A 15,434-nucleotide genomic window follows, 5' to 3' on the forward strand; every position below is an offset into this window, starting at 1 on the left:
GTTCTCCGCGATTCGGATTCGTGGGGCGGTGGTGCGCCGGGGGTTCGGCGGGGGAAAGGCAGTGCCGGGGAGGGGAGTTCGATGCCACCATGGAGGTGATCGGGACTCCGCGCTGAGAGGTGGTGGGGTGTGGCGGAATTCGTGCACGAGTACGCGGCGCTGCGCTGGGTGGTGGCGGCTGCGTTCGGTGTCGCGCTGGTGATTGTGCTGGGGCGCTTGGCCTCGGTGCGGCACGCTGGTGTGACTACGACGGCTGGGGAGGATGACGGCAACGCGACGGTGCGGGGAAGCGCCGCGTCGGGCCGGGGGTATGCGCACGGGTGGGGAGAGGTTTCCGAACCGGTGTCCACGGTGGGCTGGCCGGGTATGTCCGGTCAGGGAAATCTATTGGCGGGCAGCGGGTTTCGAGGGCTCGATCAGGAGTCGGACGCGGCGCATCTGCTCATGTGTCTGGTGATGCTGGCCATGCTGGTGTTTCCGGCGGCGGCCGATCCGCGCGCGCTGCGGGGAGTTCTGACGGCCATGGTGGTGGTGTACGCGGCGTTGCTGGCGGCGCGAATCGTGCGGTGGCGCAGCGTGAGTGTGGCCGCGTTCGGCTATCACGTGGTGGCGGCCGGGGCGATGTTGTACGCCATGGGCGGGCACGGGGAGCACGGTATGCATATGTCGGGTGGTCCCGCGCCCTGGCTGATGCTCACCCTGGCCGCGCTTTTCACGATCGACGCGGTGGTGATGACGGTGCCGTGGTCCCGGCGGGCACTGCGGCATGTGTTTCCACATCCGGTCGGCACCGGGCCGACGGCGGTGGTGCCGCATCTGGTGATGGATATCGGGACCGCCTACATGCTCGTCCTCGCCGTCGCGGGGTGAGGGGGAGCGATTCTCCGCTGTGGTTACGAGTGGCTGGCCGGATGCGGTCGATGCCCGCGTCCTGACCCGCGGCCGACGGTAGTGCCATACCAACCGCTTGGGCGGGGGTCGTTCGCGCTGCTCACCGTCGTGATGGTGTGATGGTGGGGTGTGCGGCGCGCCCGGGAAGGGGCCGTCGGTGTCGGTGTGACGGAGGTGCGGGATGGGTTCGCTGTGGCATGGCTTCGCCGATATGGGTGCCGTCGAGAGCGGTGGCGCGTTCGTGGTGGCGCGCGGTGAGGGCGCCTACATCTGGGATGAGGGTGGCACCCGGTACCTGGACGCCACGGCCGGACTGTGGTTCACCAATGTCGGTCACGGCCGCCGGGAGATCGCCGACGCGGTCGCCGCGCAGCTGACCGATATCGCGCACTACTCGAACTTCGGAGACCTGGCCTCGCCGGTGCTGCGCGATCTCGCCGAGCGGCTCGCGGCCATCGCCCCGGTCCCCGGCAGCAAGATCTTCTTCACCTCCGGCGGGTCCGACGGTATCGATACCGCCGTCAAGCTCGCGCGGCGCTACTGGAACGTGCAGGGCAAGCCGGGCAAGACCATCGTGGTCGGCCGTCAGCGCGCGTACCACGGCATGCATGTGGCCGGTACCTCGCTCGCGGGCATCCCGGTCAACCATGAGGGCTACGGCGAGTTCATGCCCGATGCCCGCACCATCGGCTGGGATGACGCCAAGGCGCTGCTGGCGCTGATCGAAGAGGTCGGCGCGGACCGTATCGCCGCCTTCTTCGCCGAGCCGATCATCGGCGCGGGCGGGGTGTACCTGCCGCCCGCGGGCTACCTCACCGAGGTGCGTCAGATCTGCCGTGAGAACGACATCCTGTTCGTCGCGGACGAGGTCGTCACCGGTTTCGGCCGCATCGGCGGATCCTGGTTCGCCTCTTCGCGTTTCGACCTGCAGCCCGATCTCATGACCACCGCCAAGGGCCTGACCTCCGGCTACATCCCGATGGGCGCGGTCTTCATCGCCCCGCACATCGCCGAGCCGTTCTTCGCGGGCGGCACCTGGTTCCGGCACGGCTACACCTACGGTGGTCACGCCGCGGCCGCGGCCGCCGCCATGGCCAACCTGGACATCATGGAGCGCGAGAATCTCCTCGATGCCAGCAAGAACCTGGAAACGTTGCTGCACAAGCACTTCGCGCCGCTGGCCGAGCACCCCCGGGTCGCCGAGGTGCGCAGCGGATTGGGCGCGGTCGCCGCGGTCCAGCTCGCCGATCCCGCTGAGGCCATGCCGTTCGTGAAAACCCTGCGGGCGCACGGCATCTCGGGCCGCGCCGCCGGTCAGGGCGCACTCCAGATCTCCCCGTCCTTCGTCATCACCGAGGAGCAGATCGCCGAAATGGCGGCGGGCTTCGCAGCGGCCCTGGGCTGACGGCCGTACCCGGTGTGAGCGAAATCTTTTCGCCCACACCGGGATAGGGTTCGCGTCAGATGACTACCGGGTGGTCTTCGACCACTCGGCCGCCGAGCCGCACCCAGCCGTCCGAATCCCATTCGGTGAACAGTTGTGAGCCCTCGCCCTGGGTGATGTAGAGCCCGCGCCGCAGGTTCGCCGTCAGTGCGATGGCCGCCGCGCCGGTGGCCTCGTCCTCGGGAATTCCCATGGCCGGGGCGAACATTCGCGTCCGCACCGCTCCGCGCGCCTCATCGCTCCAGCCCCAGACGTAATGCTTGCCCTCGGGGAAGTCGGCGGGGTCGAGCGTCGCGATCTCCTCGATGCTCTCGAATTGGTGAAAGGTGAAGGCGGGCGCCCATTCCGAGCGGGCGCGCACCCAGGTCATGCCATCGCTGACCGAGACGTCCACCGGTCCGGCGGGCACATCGATGACCGACACCGGATGCCCCTTGAGGAACAGCCACCAGCCGGTGCCGACGCTGGGATGCCCGGCGAACGGCAGTTCGACCGCCGGGGTGTAGATCCGCATACTGGTGCGCTCGTGCTCGGGTTCCTGCACCACGACGGTTTCGCTGTATCCGACCCGGGCGGCCAGGGCCTGATGATCGACCCCTTCGACATCGGCGGCGCGGGCGATGCCGAGCGGATTGCCGAATCGGCCCGCCGCGTCGGTGAACACGCGAACCACTTCGATCTGTGCGCCATCACTTTCCGGAATGCCCATGAGTCCCGAGCATACCCACGGTTACCGCTATGCGGGAGGTGTGCAGGTTCCCAGCATCTCCGTCAGGGCGCTCTTCTCGGTGGCTTGGACGGTGAGCGCCCAGCGGGATTTGATCGCCACCCAGCGCCGCGCGTAATCGCACCAGTAGGCCGTGCGCGGCCGCCACTGATCCGGCGTCTTGGCCCCTTTGTCCTGGTTGGCCTGCTTCTGCACCGCGAGCAGATTGCCGATGTCATTGGCGAACTGCTCGCGCCGCTCCGGACTCCACTCCGAAGCGCCCGAGCGCCAGGCGTCACCGAGCGCGACCACATGATCTATCTCGATATCGGAGGCCTTGAACCGGTCGTACGGCAGCCGCTCGCCGGTATACGGATCGATCAGCACCCCCGAGAGCGCCATGCATGAATTACTGTCCGCCAGGCGCACTTCCGTGAGATCCCGCTTCAGCACGGTCTCGCGCGCGGTGCAGCCGCCCGTCAGCACCGGTTCCCCGCCGCGCCCCGACCAGCCGGGGCCGAAGGCGGTGCGGTCATAGGATTCCCAATTGCGGTTCCAGGCGATGGTGAGCCGGTCCAGTTCCCCGCGCGCCTGCCGGGTATCGGGGAGCGGCGTCCCGCCGGGATCGGCCGCCGGGGTGTCCGGCCGTGGGTCGTCCTGACGGTTGTTCCAGAGCGTGAATCCGATCGCGGCCACGGCCGCGAGCACCACCGTGGTGGCGAGGAACTTGCGCCAGCGGCGTCGTGCGGTGGTCCGTGGACGCGTGGGCATGCGGGGGAGTCTAAGTGGCTGAACCGGATGAATCGGACAATGTTGCCGACCGGTGATCCGATTGCCGCTAACCATTGGCAAATATCACATCGAAGGCTCGCCACGCATAACCGCGCTGTACCCGACGTGTAGACACGAAAAAGCCGCACACCCGGGGATGTGCGGCCTTCTCGAACTACGGATTCGACCGGATTCGACCCGGATTCGACCGGAATCAGACGGCGGCGGTGGCCAGCGCCTCGGTCGACGCCACGGCCTGGCCGACACCGGCCACGATCGCGGCGGCACGCAGCGATTCGAAGATCACCTCACGCGAGGCGCCCTCTTCGCGCAGGGTGTGCTCATGCGCCTCGAGGCAGTGGGCACAACCGTTGATCGAGGACACCGCGAACGACCACAGCTCGAAATCGGCCTTGGCCACACCCGGGTTGCCGATGATCTGCATGCGCAGGCCCGCGCGCAGATCGTCGTACTTACCGTCCAGGAACGCCTTGCCCCGATAGAAGACATTGTTCATGCCCATGATCGACGCGGCGCCCAGTGCGGCGTTGTACGCCTCCTCCGACAGGATGTCGGCGGCTTCCTCGGCGATCTCGCGCAGCGTGGTGGCCGAGCGGGTGGCCGCCGCCGATGCGAGCAGGGTGCCCCACAGCTGCTGTTCGGTCAGCACGGTGGTGCGTGCGATCGAGGACAGGTTCAGCTTCAGGTCCTTGGCGTACTCGGGCAGGGAGTTCTTGAGGTTCTCGATGGTCACAGCGCGCAATCCTTTTGTGTCAGAGCAGGTTCGAAAGAAATCAGACCGAAGCGGTCATGAGCTCGCCGGCCTTGATGGTCGGATCGCCCTTCTTCCAGTTGCAGGCGCAGAGCTCATCGGACTGCAGTGCGTCGAGCACGCGCAGCACCTCGTCGACATTGCGGCCGACGGAACCGGCGGTGACGGAAACGAACTGGATCTCATTGTTCGGATCCACGATGAAGGTGGCGCGGTCCGCGACGCCGTCGGCATTGAGAACACCGGTGGCGGCGGCCAATTCACGCTTGAGGTCGCTCAGCATGGGGAAGGGCAGGGTCTTGAGCTCTTCGTGCTGGGCACGCCACTGGAAGTGCACGAATTCGTTGTCGACGGACGCGCCGAGCACCTGCGCGTCACGATCGGCGAACTCCTCGTTCAGCTTGCCGAAGGCGGCGATCTCGGTCGGGCAGACGAAGGTGAAGTCCTTCGGCCAGAAGAAGACGATGCGCCACTTGCCGGCGTGGTCGTCGCTCGAGATCTGGGTGAAGTAGTCGTCGGGCTGCTGAGCGTTCACCTTCGAGAGGTCACCGCCGATGACAGCCGTCAGGTTGTAGGCGGGGAACTGGTCGCCGATGGTCAGCAGGGCCATGTGTGCTCCTTGTATGTAGTCGAATCGATCGTGTCGTGACTGCCGCAGCCGATCTTGCCCAAGCCTCGGTAAAAGGTAAAGGTGATCGGTCGCACTATACTGATAGGCGTGACTGATCAAACTTATCAGCCAACCCTGTCGCAGCTGCGTGCGTTCGTGGCGATTGCCGAATACCGCCATTTCGGTACGGCGGCGGCTCGGCTGAACGTGAGCCAACCCACGTTATCGCAGGCGCTGGCATCACTGGAAAACGGACTCGGTCTGCAATTGATCGAACGCAGTACGCGTCGCGTACTGGTCACACCCGCAGGTAAAAGGCTTCTGCCGCAAGCGATGGCGACACTCGAGGCGGCTGACCGATTTGTCGCATCCGCTGCCGGATCGGGGCTCGGCGGGACCATGCGGATGGGCATCATTCCGACGGTTGCCCCATATGTGCTGCCCACCTTGTTACCTGAGCTACGCCGCGAGCTGCCGGACCTCGTACCGCATGTGATCGAGGATCAAACCGCGCGCCTGCTGGACGGGCTGCGCTCCGGAGTTCTGGACGTCGCGCTGCTGGCACTGCCCGCCGACGCCACCGGACTGGTCGAGATTCCGCTCTACACCGAGGAATTCGTGCTGGTCGTCCCGCGCGGGCACAAGTTCGCGGGGCGGCGGGATCTGAAACCCGCTGATATGGACGCGCTGCCGCTGCTGCTGCTCGATGAGGGGCACTGTCTGCGTGATCAAACTCTCGACCTGTGCCGCACCCATGACGCGCATCCGGGCGGGGTGGGGGACACCCGCGCCGCGTCGCTGGCCACCGTGGTGCAGTGTGTCGCAGGCGATCTCGGTGTCACGTTGATTCCGGAGATGGCGGTATCGGCCGAAACCTCGCGCGGCACTTTGGATATCGCGCACTTCGCCGCACCCGCGCCCGGGCGCACGCTGGGTCTGGCCTATCGCGCCTCCACCGCGCGCGGTGAGGATTACGAACGACTGGCCGAGATCATCCGCAATCATCGCCCGCACTGAAACGTCGCCGTCACCAGGGGTGTACACCGGGCGCGCCGCGTTCCAATTGACCGGTTCGGATGCGTCTGGGACGCTCGGGGCCATGCGGATTCACCATCTGAACTGCGGCACCATGGCCTTCGGCCTGGTCGACCACTGCCTACTCATCGAGACGCGGACCGAACTCGTACTGGTCGACACCGGATTCGGGCTCGGATGCGTACGGGAGCCGGGGAAAATGGTGGGGCCGAGCCGATTCACCCTCGGCGCGAAGCTGCGCGAGACCGAGACCGCGATCTACCAGGTGCAGAAACTGGGGTACGACCCCCGCGATGTGCGGCACATCATCCTCACCCATCTGGATCTCGATCACTCCGGCGGCCTGGCCGATTTTCCGGAGGCCACCATCCATGTGCACGGTCCCGAATTCCGTGCCGCCACCGCCACGCCCACGCTGTCCGAGCGCCTGCGCTATCGCGCGCAGCAGTGGGAGCACGGTCCCAAATGGATGGTCAACGAGGTCGACGGCGGTCAGGACTGGTTCGGTTTCACCGCGGTGCGCGATCTGCCCGGCCTGCCGCCGGAGATCCTGGCAGTCCCGCTGGCGGGTCATACCCGCGGGCACGCCGGTGTGGCGGTCGATACCGGGCGCGGCTGGCTGCTGCACGCCGGTGACGCGTTCATGACCGAGAGCACCATCGATCCCGAACAGCCGAATACGCCGTTCCTGGTGCAGGTTTTCGAACAGGGTGCGATCGTGCGGGATGCCTATCGCGAGAATCAGCGGCGTCTGCGTGAACTCAAGCGCCTGCACGGCCATCAGATCAGCATCGTCAATTCGCACGATGCCGCGGTCTTCGCCCGCTGGACCGGGCGGTGAGTGAGGACTGCTGGGCGCGCCGATTGCCGAGCGGCGATGCCCCGCTGTTCGTCTACGGCACGCTGCGCTTCCCCGAGGTGCTGACCGAATTGATCGGCTGCACAATGGAATTGCGTCCCGCGACGGTGCCGGGCCGCCGAGTGGCCGCACTGCCCGGGAAGATCTACCCCGGCCTCGTCCCGGCCGAATCCGGTGCGGCCCAGGGTTTCCTGCTCACCGGCCTCACCCGCACGCAGTGGTGGGTGCTCGATGAATTCGAGGACGACGAATACGACCTGTCCCCGGTCTGCGTACACGCGGGCAAGCGAGTGAGCTACGCGTGGACCTACGCCTGGACCGCAGCGGTCGAGCCCCACGATTGGTCCGCCCGCGACTTCGCCACCGAGCACCTGCCCGACTACGTCGGGAAATGTGCGGCCTGGCGGCGGGAATTGGTCCTGCTCAGCGGGACTGTATGACGCGGGCCACATTCCTCCGGTAGAACGTGTTGGCATGAGTGCAGCGGGTGCTTCGGACGGTAATGGCGTGGTCGCGGGTGCGCGGCGGCAGGGACTCGGAGAACTGTTGCGGCGCACCGCGGCCCGGGTGCCGGACAAGACCGCCCTGGTGTGGCGGGAGCGCCGCGAAAGCTTCGCCGAACTCGACGCGGCGGTGAATCGGGTGGCGCATAGTCTCGCGGATCGCGGTGTGGCGCAGGGTGATCGGATCGCGCTGTACTCGCACAACTGCCGCGAGTTCGTACTGCTGTACTTCGCGCTGGCTCGCCTGGGCGCGATATCGGTGCCCATCAATTTCATGCTCACCGCCGATGAGGTGGCGTACATCCTGCGGCATTCGGGCGCGACCGGTCTGATCGCCGAGGACGCGCTCGGATCCGAGGCCGAAGCCGCGGTGAAACAGCTGGGCGATAATGACATTCGACTGTTCGGCTGGATCGGGTTGAACGGCCTGCCGGTCGCGGCGGGCTGGGAGGACGCCTCGGCGTGGGAAAACCATTCCGACGCTTGCGAACCCGATGTGCGGATCGGTGACGATGATCCGGTGCAGCTCATGTACACCTCGGGCACCGAATCCCGGCCCAAGGGCGCGATCATGTCCGGGCGCGGCCTGATCGCCCAGTATGTGAGCGCGATCGTGGACGGCCGCATGAGCGCCGACGATATCGAGGTGCACGCGCTGCCGCTCTACCACTGCGCGCAGCTGCACTGCTTCCTCACGCCCGATATCTACCTGGGCGCGACCAGCATTCTGCTGCCCGGCCCGGATCCGTCCACCATTCTGCGCACCGTGCAGACCGAGCGCGCCACCAAACTCTTCTGCCCGCCCACGGTCTGGCTGTCGCTGCTGCGCCACCCCGAATTCGACAGCTACGACCTGTCGTCACTGCGCAAGGGCTACTACGGCGCGAGCATCATGCCGGTCGAGGTGCTGCACGAACTCGCCGAACGCCTACCCGGGGTCGGACTCGCGAATTTCTACGGTCAAACCGAACTCGCGCCGCTGGCAACGGTTCTCGCACCGGAGGATCAGCTCACCAAACCGGGTTCGGCGGGCCGCCCCGCGCTGAATGTGGAGACCCGCGTGGTCGATGACGACGGCGTTCCCGTCGGCGTCGGGGTCATCGGTGAGATCGTGCACCGTTCACCGCAGGCCATGCTCGGCTACTGGAACGATCCGGAGAAGACCGCGGATGCCTTCCGCGACGGCTGGTTCCACAGCGGCGATCTGGGCGTGCTGGATGCCGAGGGCTACCTCAGCGTGGTCGATCGCAAGAAGGACATGATCAAGACCGGTGGTGAGAACGTGGCCAGCCGGGAGGTCGAGGAGGTGCTCTTCCAGCATCCGGCGATTTCCGAGGCCGCCGTGGTCGGTATCCCGCATCCGCATTGGATCGAGGCGGTCACCGCGATCGTGGTGATGCGCGCGGGGGAGACCGTCACCGCCGATTCGGTCATCGCGCACTGTAGGGAGCGGCTGGCCGGATTCAAGGTGCCCAAGTTCGTGACTTTCGTTGCGGCACTGCCCAAGAACCCGAGCGGCAAAATTCTCAAACGCGAATTGCGCACCGCGCACGCACATCTCGCGCGGGGCTGATCGGATCCGGCCGGTTCAGAAGTCGGCGATCCGATCGAGGTGTTCGATATTGGCGATATCGTCCGGATCGTCGCTGGCGGCCCCGCCGAACCAGCCGTCCAGGATTTCGCTGAGCAATGCCCGCGATGTCAGTCGCAGGCTCAGCGCCAGCACGTTGGCATCGTTCCACCGCCGTGCGCCCGCGGCGGTGTAGCTGTCCACGCATAGTGCGGCTCGAATGCCCGGTACCTTGTTGGCCGCGATCGAGGCCCCCGTTCCGGTCCAGCAGCACACCACCGCCTGTTCGGCGCGTCCCTCCGCGACATCCCAGGCGGCCGCGGCGCTGCCCCAGGCCCAGTCATCGCGTTCGTCGGGCTCGAGTGCGCCGTGCACCAGCACCTCATGCCCACGTCGCCGCAGTTCCGACACCACATCGGCCGCGACCCCGGTGTTCTCGTCCGCCGCTACGGAAATACGCATAACGACCATTGTGAACCGTGTGGCGGCCGCGATTCAGCGATTCACAGTTGGTCGGCGGTGAGTTGTAACCGCAGGTGGGTGGTGACCCACAGGTCGAGGGCCGGACGGCCGCGTGCGGAACCCAGCGCGTGGCGGAGGGTGTCGAGAGCGGTCGCGGCGGTGCGGAGGCCCACGCGGCGCAGGGCTGCGACGGCTTCCGCGGCCCTGGTGAACCAGCTCGGCGGCAGGTGGCGAATGCCCCGGTGCGGGACTTCGGCGGTCAGGGCCAGAGCGGTGGTGACGGCCTCGGACAGGGGGTCCCGATGGATGTCCGCGGCCGCGCTGCCGATGGCGTGCGCGGTATCGGCGAAACAGGGGACGACGACGGTTGCGCCCGCCACCACCGCGGTCGGCGTCAGGTGCAATCGGCCGTGCCTGCGATGCAGGAAGCCCGCGATATAGCGCGGTGCGCCCGCGTCACCGGACAGCGTGTGGGCGAGCGCGTCCAGGGCTCCCGGCGCTGCGGCACTGTGGGTTTGGGTGATCGTGGCCGTGCCGGTGGGCGCACGCAGGGTGGCTTCGAGTCGTTGTTCGCCTGGGAGGTAACGGATTTCGCCGATCGACTCGACCGTCACCGCGCGCAGTGACGCACCGTGGACGCGGGGGCGGATGACGGCCGGGGCCAGCGTGGTCAGGCGGGCCGCCTCGGCGTCGAGATCGGTGATGAGCAGTTCGGGCGGGAGCGTGGACCAGTCGCCGGTGGACGGGAGCACCGAGGTGCGGGCCACCCGGCTGCTCGCCAGGCGCACGGTGCGATTCGCGGAGCGAACGGCCGATTCGGTCACCACATTGCCCGCCGCGAGATCGGCCAGCCGCGCGGTGCCGGTGCGGCGGGCGGCCAGGGCCGTGGCCGTCGGCGCGGCCGCACCCTCCGCGATGGCGGCGGTGACCGGCAGGGTCAGCACGATGCGGGCCTCGGGATGGGCGAGATAGGTTTCCACGGTGCGGGATTCGCTGTCGCCGGTGATGCGCGCACCCAGGCCGGTGAGTCGCAGATGCCGCAGTGGTGTGCGCGCGGCCTCCTCGGTACCGAGCACCGGCACCCAGTCGCGCGCGCTCGCACGATGGCGGGCGACGAGTTCGGTGATGAGGGCGGCGGTATGCAGCGGATCATGCCGGGCGCTGCGGTCGCGATACGCGGTGAGCTGATCCAGCAGCTCGGTCAGGGCGTCGTGCGGCCAGCGCGCGGAGGCCGAATCCAGGGTGCGCAACGCGGCGCTGAACACCGCGGGCAGTGCTGGACCGGCATGGGCCACACCGTCATTCAGCAGATCGGCCAGCGGGGTCAGCACGGTGGCGGCCGCCGCCACGGCGGTGGACCCGTCGGCGGAGTCGCCGACGGTGACCTCCAGGGTCTCGGCTGCCGGATCGAGGGAGTCGGCGAGCCGGAACGCCCACACCGCGAGCGCGATGGCATCGGGACGCGCACCCTTCGAGGCGTCGGCGCGTGCGTAGCCGAGCTCGCCGGGAACCAGGAATCGCACTGTGACGGCGGATAATTCGACCGCCGGGACGGGATCCCGATCGGTCGCCCGGCGCACGGTCGCGCGATACCCGGCGCGCAGCGCCTTCTTGGCGGCGGTGAAGGCTCGCGCGCCCAGCAGCTCGCGCAGTTCGTCATCGGTGAACGCGGCGGGGGACCACGGTGCGGTGCGCGGGGATTCTGCGCTCGGTGCATCATCGGTGGTTCCGGTTTTCGCAGCGGCGATTTCGGCGGACGAACCGATGACGTTGTCAGCCGGTGCCTGGCCGCCCGTATCCGCATCGCCCTCGGCGACCGCCGTTCCGAGGTCGGCGTTCGTGCCGGGGCTCTCAGCGCTGTCGGCGGCGACCGTGCGATATGCGAGCACCGCCATGATGCGATGCCGGCAGATGGTGGTGGACCCACACGTGCAGGGGGCGGCTTCAAGTGTGATGCCCGGCGTGAGGGTCGTGCGGGTTCCGTCGGGGAAGACGGCTTCGACTGTGCCGTCGGCGGATTCGGTCACCTCGGGCGGGGTGGCGGTGTTCTCCTTGACCGCGCGTTTGAAGATGCCGCGATTCGCCAGCGTGATGAGTGAATCGTCGGTGAGGGCGAGCAGATCCGCGCGCATGATTATCCGATCGCTTCGGCGATGAAACCGGCCAACTCGCCGGGTGTCATCGCGCCCATGTGCACGCCGACATCGGCCAGGCGCTGGCCGGTTTCGCGGTCGTACGCGGGGTCCGATTGTTCGTCGAGGGCGGCGAGGCCGAGCATGATGACGCCTTCCGCGACGAGTGCCGCCGAGGTTCGAATGAGCGCACCGGGATCGCCGCCCTCGTAGAAGTCGCTGATCAGCGCGATGATGGTGCGGCGCGGCTGCTCGACCAGTTGTGCGGCATAGCTGACCGCGCGGGCGATATCGGTACCGCCGCCGAGCTGTACCTTCATCAGCAACTCGACCGGATCGTCCGCATCGCGGGTGAGGTCGACGACATCGGTGTCGAAGGCCACCAGATGGGTTTTGATACCGGGCAGATTCCACAGGCAGGCCGCGGTGACCGCCGAGTGGATGACCGAACTCGCCATCGATCCGGATTGGTCGACCAGCAGGATGACCTGCCAATTGTCCATATGCTTGCGGGTGCGCGCGCGGAAGTGCGCGGTCTCCACGTACAGCCGCTGTTCCTCGGGCCGATAGTGGGCGAGGTTGGCGCGCACCGTTTTCGGGAAATCGAAGTCGGCCGCACGCGGAATCCGGCTCGGACGGCGGGATCTGGTGCCGGTGAAGCAGACTCGGATCTCGGCGGCCATGCGCTCCATGAGATCGCGCACCACCTGTTCGACGATCCGGCGCGCCATGCGCAGTACTTCCGGATTCATCAGGTGTTTGGTGCGCAGTACCGCGCCGAGCAGTTCGGCATTGGGCTCCAGGCGTTCGAGTACCCCGGGATCGGTGAGTACCTCGTGCAAGCCGTAGCGCTGCACGGCATCTCGTTCCAGCCGCTCGATGGTGGCCTTGGGGAACAGGCGATGGATATCGTCGAGCCAGTCGACCGCGTGCACGATCGAGGGTCCGTCGCCGCCCGTGCGGCGTATGCCCCGCTGGTCGAGATCGTCATCGCGTTCGTACAGCCAGTCGAGCGCGGCGTCCTGTCCCGCCGCCTCGGCGCCGAGCCCGGATCCACCGCAGACGCCATTGCCTGCCGCGCCCAGAATCAGCCGCCAGCGCTCCAGCGCCGGATCGATGTCAGTCATGTGCGGCTCCGCTGGGTTCCGTTGCGCCGAAGGATGATTCGCCGAACAACCCGTGCTCGGCGAATTGCCGATCCACCCGCTCCTCCACCACCCGCGCCCGAGCCAGCAGTTCGGCATCGACGGGCAGGCGCAGCAGTGCCGAGCCCGAGCCGTCGAGCCCGCGCAGTTCGAGCAACTTGGTGGCGATGGCGGCCCGCTCACGCGGCGGGAACCACGCGAAAGCCAGCCGCAGCGCGGGCAGCGCGCCCAGGAACTCCGTGGGGTCGAACTTGCCCACCAGCTCGTCGAGGACCGCCAGCAACGACTGTGTGCCCGAGGAAGGTGTTCCGGACGTCGCCGTTGGGCCGGGTGCTACCGGGCCGGACGGTGGGGTGGAGGGTGGGCCGGAGGCCGTCGGCTCGGAATTCGCTGCCCCCGAGTATCTCTGGCCCGCCGACTCTTCCATGAGTTGTTCGCGGGCGAGGGCGAAGAGTCCGGCGAGGAAATCGCCGAGCACGTCCGGTGCGCCCGAAAGGCGTACGGCGCGGGCGATATCCAGGCTCTCGTGCGGGGCCAGCGACACCACCGCGCCGAGTGCCGCGCCGCGCAGTGCCGGCGGCCGGTCGGCGGCGGTGCACCGCTGGAACACACCGACCGTATCCGAGCGCGCGATGGTCAGCACCGGGCCCGCGTGCAGTGCGGCATCACGGACGGCCGCGATGGCTTTCAGCAGTTCATCGTCGGCGGGGGCCGGGCCGCCGCGAATACCCTCGATCAGCCAGAGCAGGCGCAGTACCGCCGCGTCGATGAGGGTGGCAAGGGTGGGGGAGTCGGAGGTCCCGAAGAGCCGATCGTGCCGCCACAGGCCCAATGTCACACCGAGCAACTGCCCGAGTCCGCCGGGTGCGCTTGCCGCGGCAATATGCCCGCGCACCGCGTCGACAATGCGCCCGGTCAGTTCGGAGAGCCCGCACAGCGTGGCGTCGAACAGCACCGTGGCGAGTTCGCCTGTCTCGGAACCGGCCTGCGCGAATCGCTCGCCGAGCCGGGCGGCCGCGGCCTCGGCGCAGGTCGCGCCGAGCGAACCCGCCTCGATCAGCTGCGGCAGGCGCAGGTCGGTCGCGGCGATCTTCCAGGTCTCGGTCAATTCCGGCGGCCTGCCGATCGCGGGACCGGTGGTGCGGGCGTAGCCGGGGATGCCGAGGACACGCAGCCGATGCAGCAGGCGACTGGCCGCGATCCCGGAATCGGTCGCGAGATCGACGTCGAAGCGGCCGGTGTCGGGCACCCCACATCGCGCGAGTTCGGCTTCGGCATCGTGCACGAGCGGTGGATGCGGAGTCTTGCGGTGCAGGCGTCCCACCCGCGTTCCCGACAGCGCCGCAACCATTTCCACCACGACGGGATCCGTGCCCACCCGCAATTGGCCGCGCCCCGTCCACGGCAGCGGATGATCCAGCGCCTCGGTGATGAGCGCACCCGCCAAACCGTCGAGAACATCTGTGCGCGAAGGTGATTCATGCCCGCGCAGGCGGCTCAACCCGATGGTGAGCGTGCGCGCCCCGATCAGTGATGCGGTGGAAACCGGTTGTCCCCGTTCCCGTAATCGCCGCACCACGGCTTCGGTCACGCTCTCGGCCGCCTCCCGCGCGCTGTGCTCCCACAGCCGTTGGTAATACGCGGGCGAAGGCATCCCCGATTGGTACCCCGCGAACGCGTCCAACCGCTGAAAACTGAACGGCACCAGATAACTCCCGCCGATGCCCGCACCCGGGAACGGTGGAACCGCGGGCCATTCCGTGTGTCCGTCAACGCCTTTCGAGGTGGCAGTGGGATCCGGCCCGGCCTCCCCTCGGGCGGGCGGGTGGGCTGCATCCGCCGCGGTGCCGAGAAGGCGGCGTATCAGTGCGGGCCGGTGGAAGCCGCCGGTAACCACCACGATGTTCGCCGCGGCCGCGTCGCTCTCGGTGAGGTCGGCGACGGCCGCGTCGATCCAGCGGCTCATGTACTCCTCGCGGGCGATATCGCCGGGGGAGGCATCGTCATCTCCGCGCACCAATTCGAAGTAGGCGGCGAGGCGTTCGGCGAGTGTTTCGGGTGATTCCAGTTCGAAGAGGTGATCCCAGAGCGCGTCGATATTGTCGACGGCGAATTCGCGGCAGAGTCGTTCCACCGCGCGCTCATAGCGTCGTTCGGCGTCGGCGTACCGGTTCTCCTGGCCCGCGAAAGCGTGATGCCAGGCGGGCAGATCGATGAAGCGCACCTGCGCTCCGGCCGCGTGACCCTCGGTGAGCGCCAGCCACTCCGGCGAATAGTCGCACAGCGGAGCCCAGGACATATGCCGCGTCTCGCTGTCCCGGTAGCTGCTGAACACCGCGATCGGCAGTTCATGCCCGAGCAGCAGTTCATCGAGCCGATCGTTCATATCGGCCGGTCCCTCGATGAGCACGTGCGCGGGCCGCAGCTCCCGAATGGTGTCGCGCACCAGCCGCGCACAGGCCGGACTGTGGTGGCGCACCCCGATGAAGGTGACGCGCACCGATCCGGCGGTCACCGTCGTCTCCAGGCTCATG

The 15,434-nt window shown here is 67.8% G+C and carries 14 protein-coding genes; 6 read left to right on the plus strand and 8 right to left on the minus strand.

The genetic code is table 11. The features are described from left to right. The first annotated feature begins 129 nt into the window (after nucleotides 1-129). Both AB0L82_RS05430 and AB0L82_RS05435 read left to right on the plus strand, forming a co-directional pair. The gene (locus AB0L82_RS05430) at nucleotides 130-870 is read left to right on the plus strand and encodes a DUF5134 domain-containing protein (protein ID WP_364631397.1); all 741 of its coding nucleotides are present in this window, start codon (nucleotides 130-132) and stop codon (nucleotides 868-870) included. 202 nt (nucleotides 871-1,072) lie between these two features. After that, nucleotides 1,073-2,296, plus strand: coding sequence for an aminotransferase class III-fold pyridoxal phosphate-dependent enzyme (locus AB0L82_RS05435; RefSeq protein WP_364631400.1), 1,224 nt, complete (start codon nucleotides 1,073-1,075; stop codon nucleotides 2,294-2,296). 55 nt (nucleotides 2,297-2,351) lie between these two features. Here the strand turns inward: AB0L82_RS05435 and AB0L82_RS05440 are convergent, their stop codons facing one another. The 4 genes from AB0L82_RS05440 to AB0L82_RS05455 all read right to left on the minus strand — a co-directional run bounded on the left by AB0L82_RS05440 (nucleotide 2,352) and on the right by AB0L82_RS05455 (nucleotide 5,194). Continuing rightward, complete coding sequence (locus AB0L82_RS05440) at nucleotides 2,352-3,044, minus strand: PhzF family phenazine biosynthesis protein (RefSeq protein WP_364631403.1); 693 nt, start codon at nucleotides 3,042-3,044, stop codon at nucleotides 2,352-2,354. Nucleotides 3,045-3,071: 27 nt separating this feature from the next. Continuing rightward, on the minus strand, nucleotides 3,072-3,812 hold the full coding sequence (locus AB0L82_RS05445) for an HNH endonuclease family protein (RefSeq protein WP_364631405.1): 741 nt from the start codon (nucleotides 3,810-3,812) through the stop codon (nucleotides 3,072-3,074). A gap of 214 nt (nucleotides 3,813-4,026) precedes the next feature. Then, entirely contained in the window at nucleotides 4,027-4,566 is a 540-nt protein-coding gene (locus tag AB0L82_RS05450; RefSeq protein WP_364631408.1) for a carboxymuconolactone decarboxylase family protein, read from the minus strand. Nucleotides 4,567-4,606: 40 nt separating this feature from the next. Further along, nucleotides 4,607-5,194 carry a peroxiredoxin gene (locus tag AB0L82_RS05455; RefSeq protein WP_153806595.1) on the minus strand — a complete coding sequence of 196 codons (588 nt, stop codon included), beginning with the start codon at nucleotides 5,192-5,194 and terminating at the stop codon, nucleotides 4,607-4,609. Between the two features lie 108 nt (nucleotides 5,195-5,302). Between AB0L82_RS05455 and AB0L82_RS05460 the strand changes: the two genes are divergently transcribed. The 4 genes from AB0L82_RS05460 (at nucleotide 5,303) to AB0L82_RS05475 (ending at nucleotide 9,164) form a co-directional block, all read left to right on the plus strand. After that, nucleotides 5,303-6,211: a hydrogen peroxide-inducible genes activator gene (locus AB0L82_RS05460; protein WP_364631411.1), complete on the plus strand. Its 909-nt coding sequence runs from the start codon at nucleotides 5,303-5,305 to the stop codon at nucleotides 6,209-6,211. Between the two features lie 82 nt (nucleotides 6,212-6,293). Next, nucleotides 6,294-7,070 carry an MBL fold metallo-hydrolase gene (locus AB0L82_RS05465; RefSeq protein ID WP_364631414.1) on the plus strand — a complete coding sequence of 259 codons (777 nt, stop codon included), beginning with the start codon at nucleotides 6,294-6,296 and terminating at the stop codon, nucleotides 7,068-7,070. Then, nucleotides 7,067-7,528: a gamma-glutamylcyclotransferase family protein gene (locus AB0L82_RS05470; protein ID WP_364631417.1), complete on the plus strand. Its 462-nt coding sequence runs from the start codon at nucleotides 7,067-7,069 to the stop codon at nucleotides 7,526-7,528. Before AB0L82_RS05465 ends, AB0L82_RS05470 begins: the two co-directional genes overlap by 4 nt. A gap of 34 nt (nucleotides 7,529-7,562) precedes the next feature. Then, nucleotides 7,563-9,164: an acyl-CoA synthetase gene (locus AB0L82_RS05475; protein WP_364631420.1), complete on the plus strand. Its 1,602-nt coding sequence runs from the start codon at nucleotides 7,563-7,565 to the stop codon at nucleotides 9,162-9,164. Nucleotides 9,165-9,179: 15 nt separating this feature from the next. Here AB0L82_RS05475 and AB0L82_RS05480 read toward each other — a convergent pair whose 3' ends face one another. Genes AB0L82_RS05480 through AB0L82_RS05495 form a run of 4 tightly spaced genes read right to left on the minus strand, consistent with a single transcriptional unit; the run spans nucleotide 9,180 to nucleotide 15,433 of the window. After that, nucleotides 9,180-9,623, minus strand: coding sequence for an RpiB/LacA/LacB family sugar-phosphate isomerase (locus AB0L82_RS05480; protein ID WP_364631423.1), 444 nt, complete (start codon nucleotides 9,621-9,623; stop codon nucleotides 9,180-9,182). A gap of 41 nt (nucleotides 9,624-9,664) precedes the next feature. Further along, nucleotides 9,665-11,755 carry a hypothetical protein gene (locus tag AB0L82_RS05485; RefSeq protein ID WP_364631426.1) on the minus strand — a complete coding sequence of 697 codons (2,091 nt, stop codon included), beginning with the start codon at nucleotides 11,753-11,755 and terminating at the stop codon, nucleotides 9,665-9,667. A 2-nt stretch (nucleotides 11,756-11,757) separates the two neighbouring features. After that, the gene (locus AB0L82_RS05490; RefSeq protein WP_364631429.1) at nucleotides 11,758-12,882 is read right to left on the minus strand and encodes a VWA domain-containing protein; all 1,125 of its coding nucleotides are present in this window, start codon (nucleotides 12,880-12,882) and stop codon (nucleotides 11,758-11,760) included. Further along, the gene (locus AB0L82_RS05495) at nucleotides 12,875-15,433 is read right to left on the minus strand and encodes a DUF5682 family protein (RefSeq protein ID WP_364631431.1); all 2,559 of its coding nucleotides are present in this window, start codon (nucleotides 15,431-15,433) and stop codon (nucleotides 12,875-12,877) included. The genes AB0L82_RS05490 and AB0L82_RS05495 overlap by 8 nt, the downstream gene beginning before the upstream one ends. Between the last annotated feature and the right edge of the window lies 1 nt (nucleotide 15,434).

This window comes from Nocardia sp. NPDC052001 (assembly GCF_040680615.1).
In the GTDB taxonomy this organism is placed as follows: domain Bacteria; phylum Actinomycetota; class Actinomycetes; order Mycobacteriales; family Mycobacteriaceae; genus Nocardia.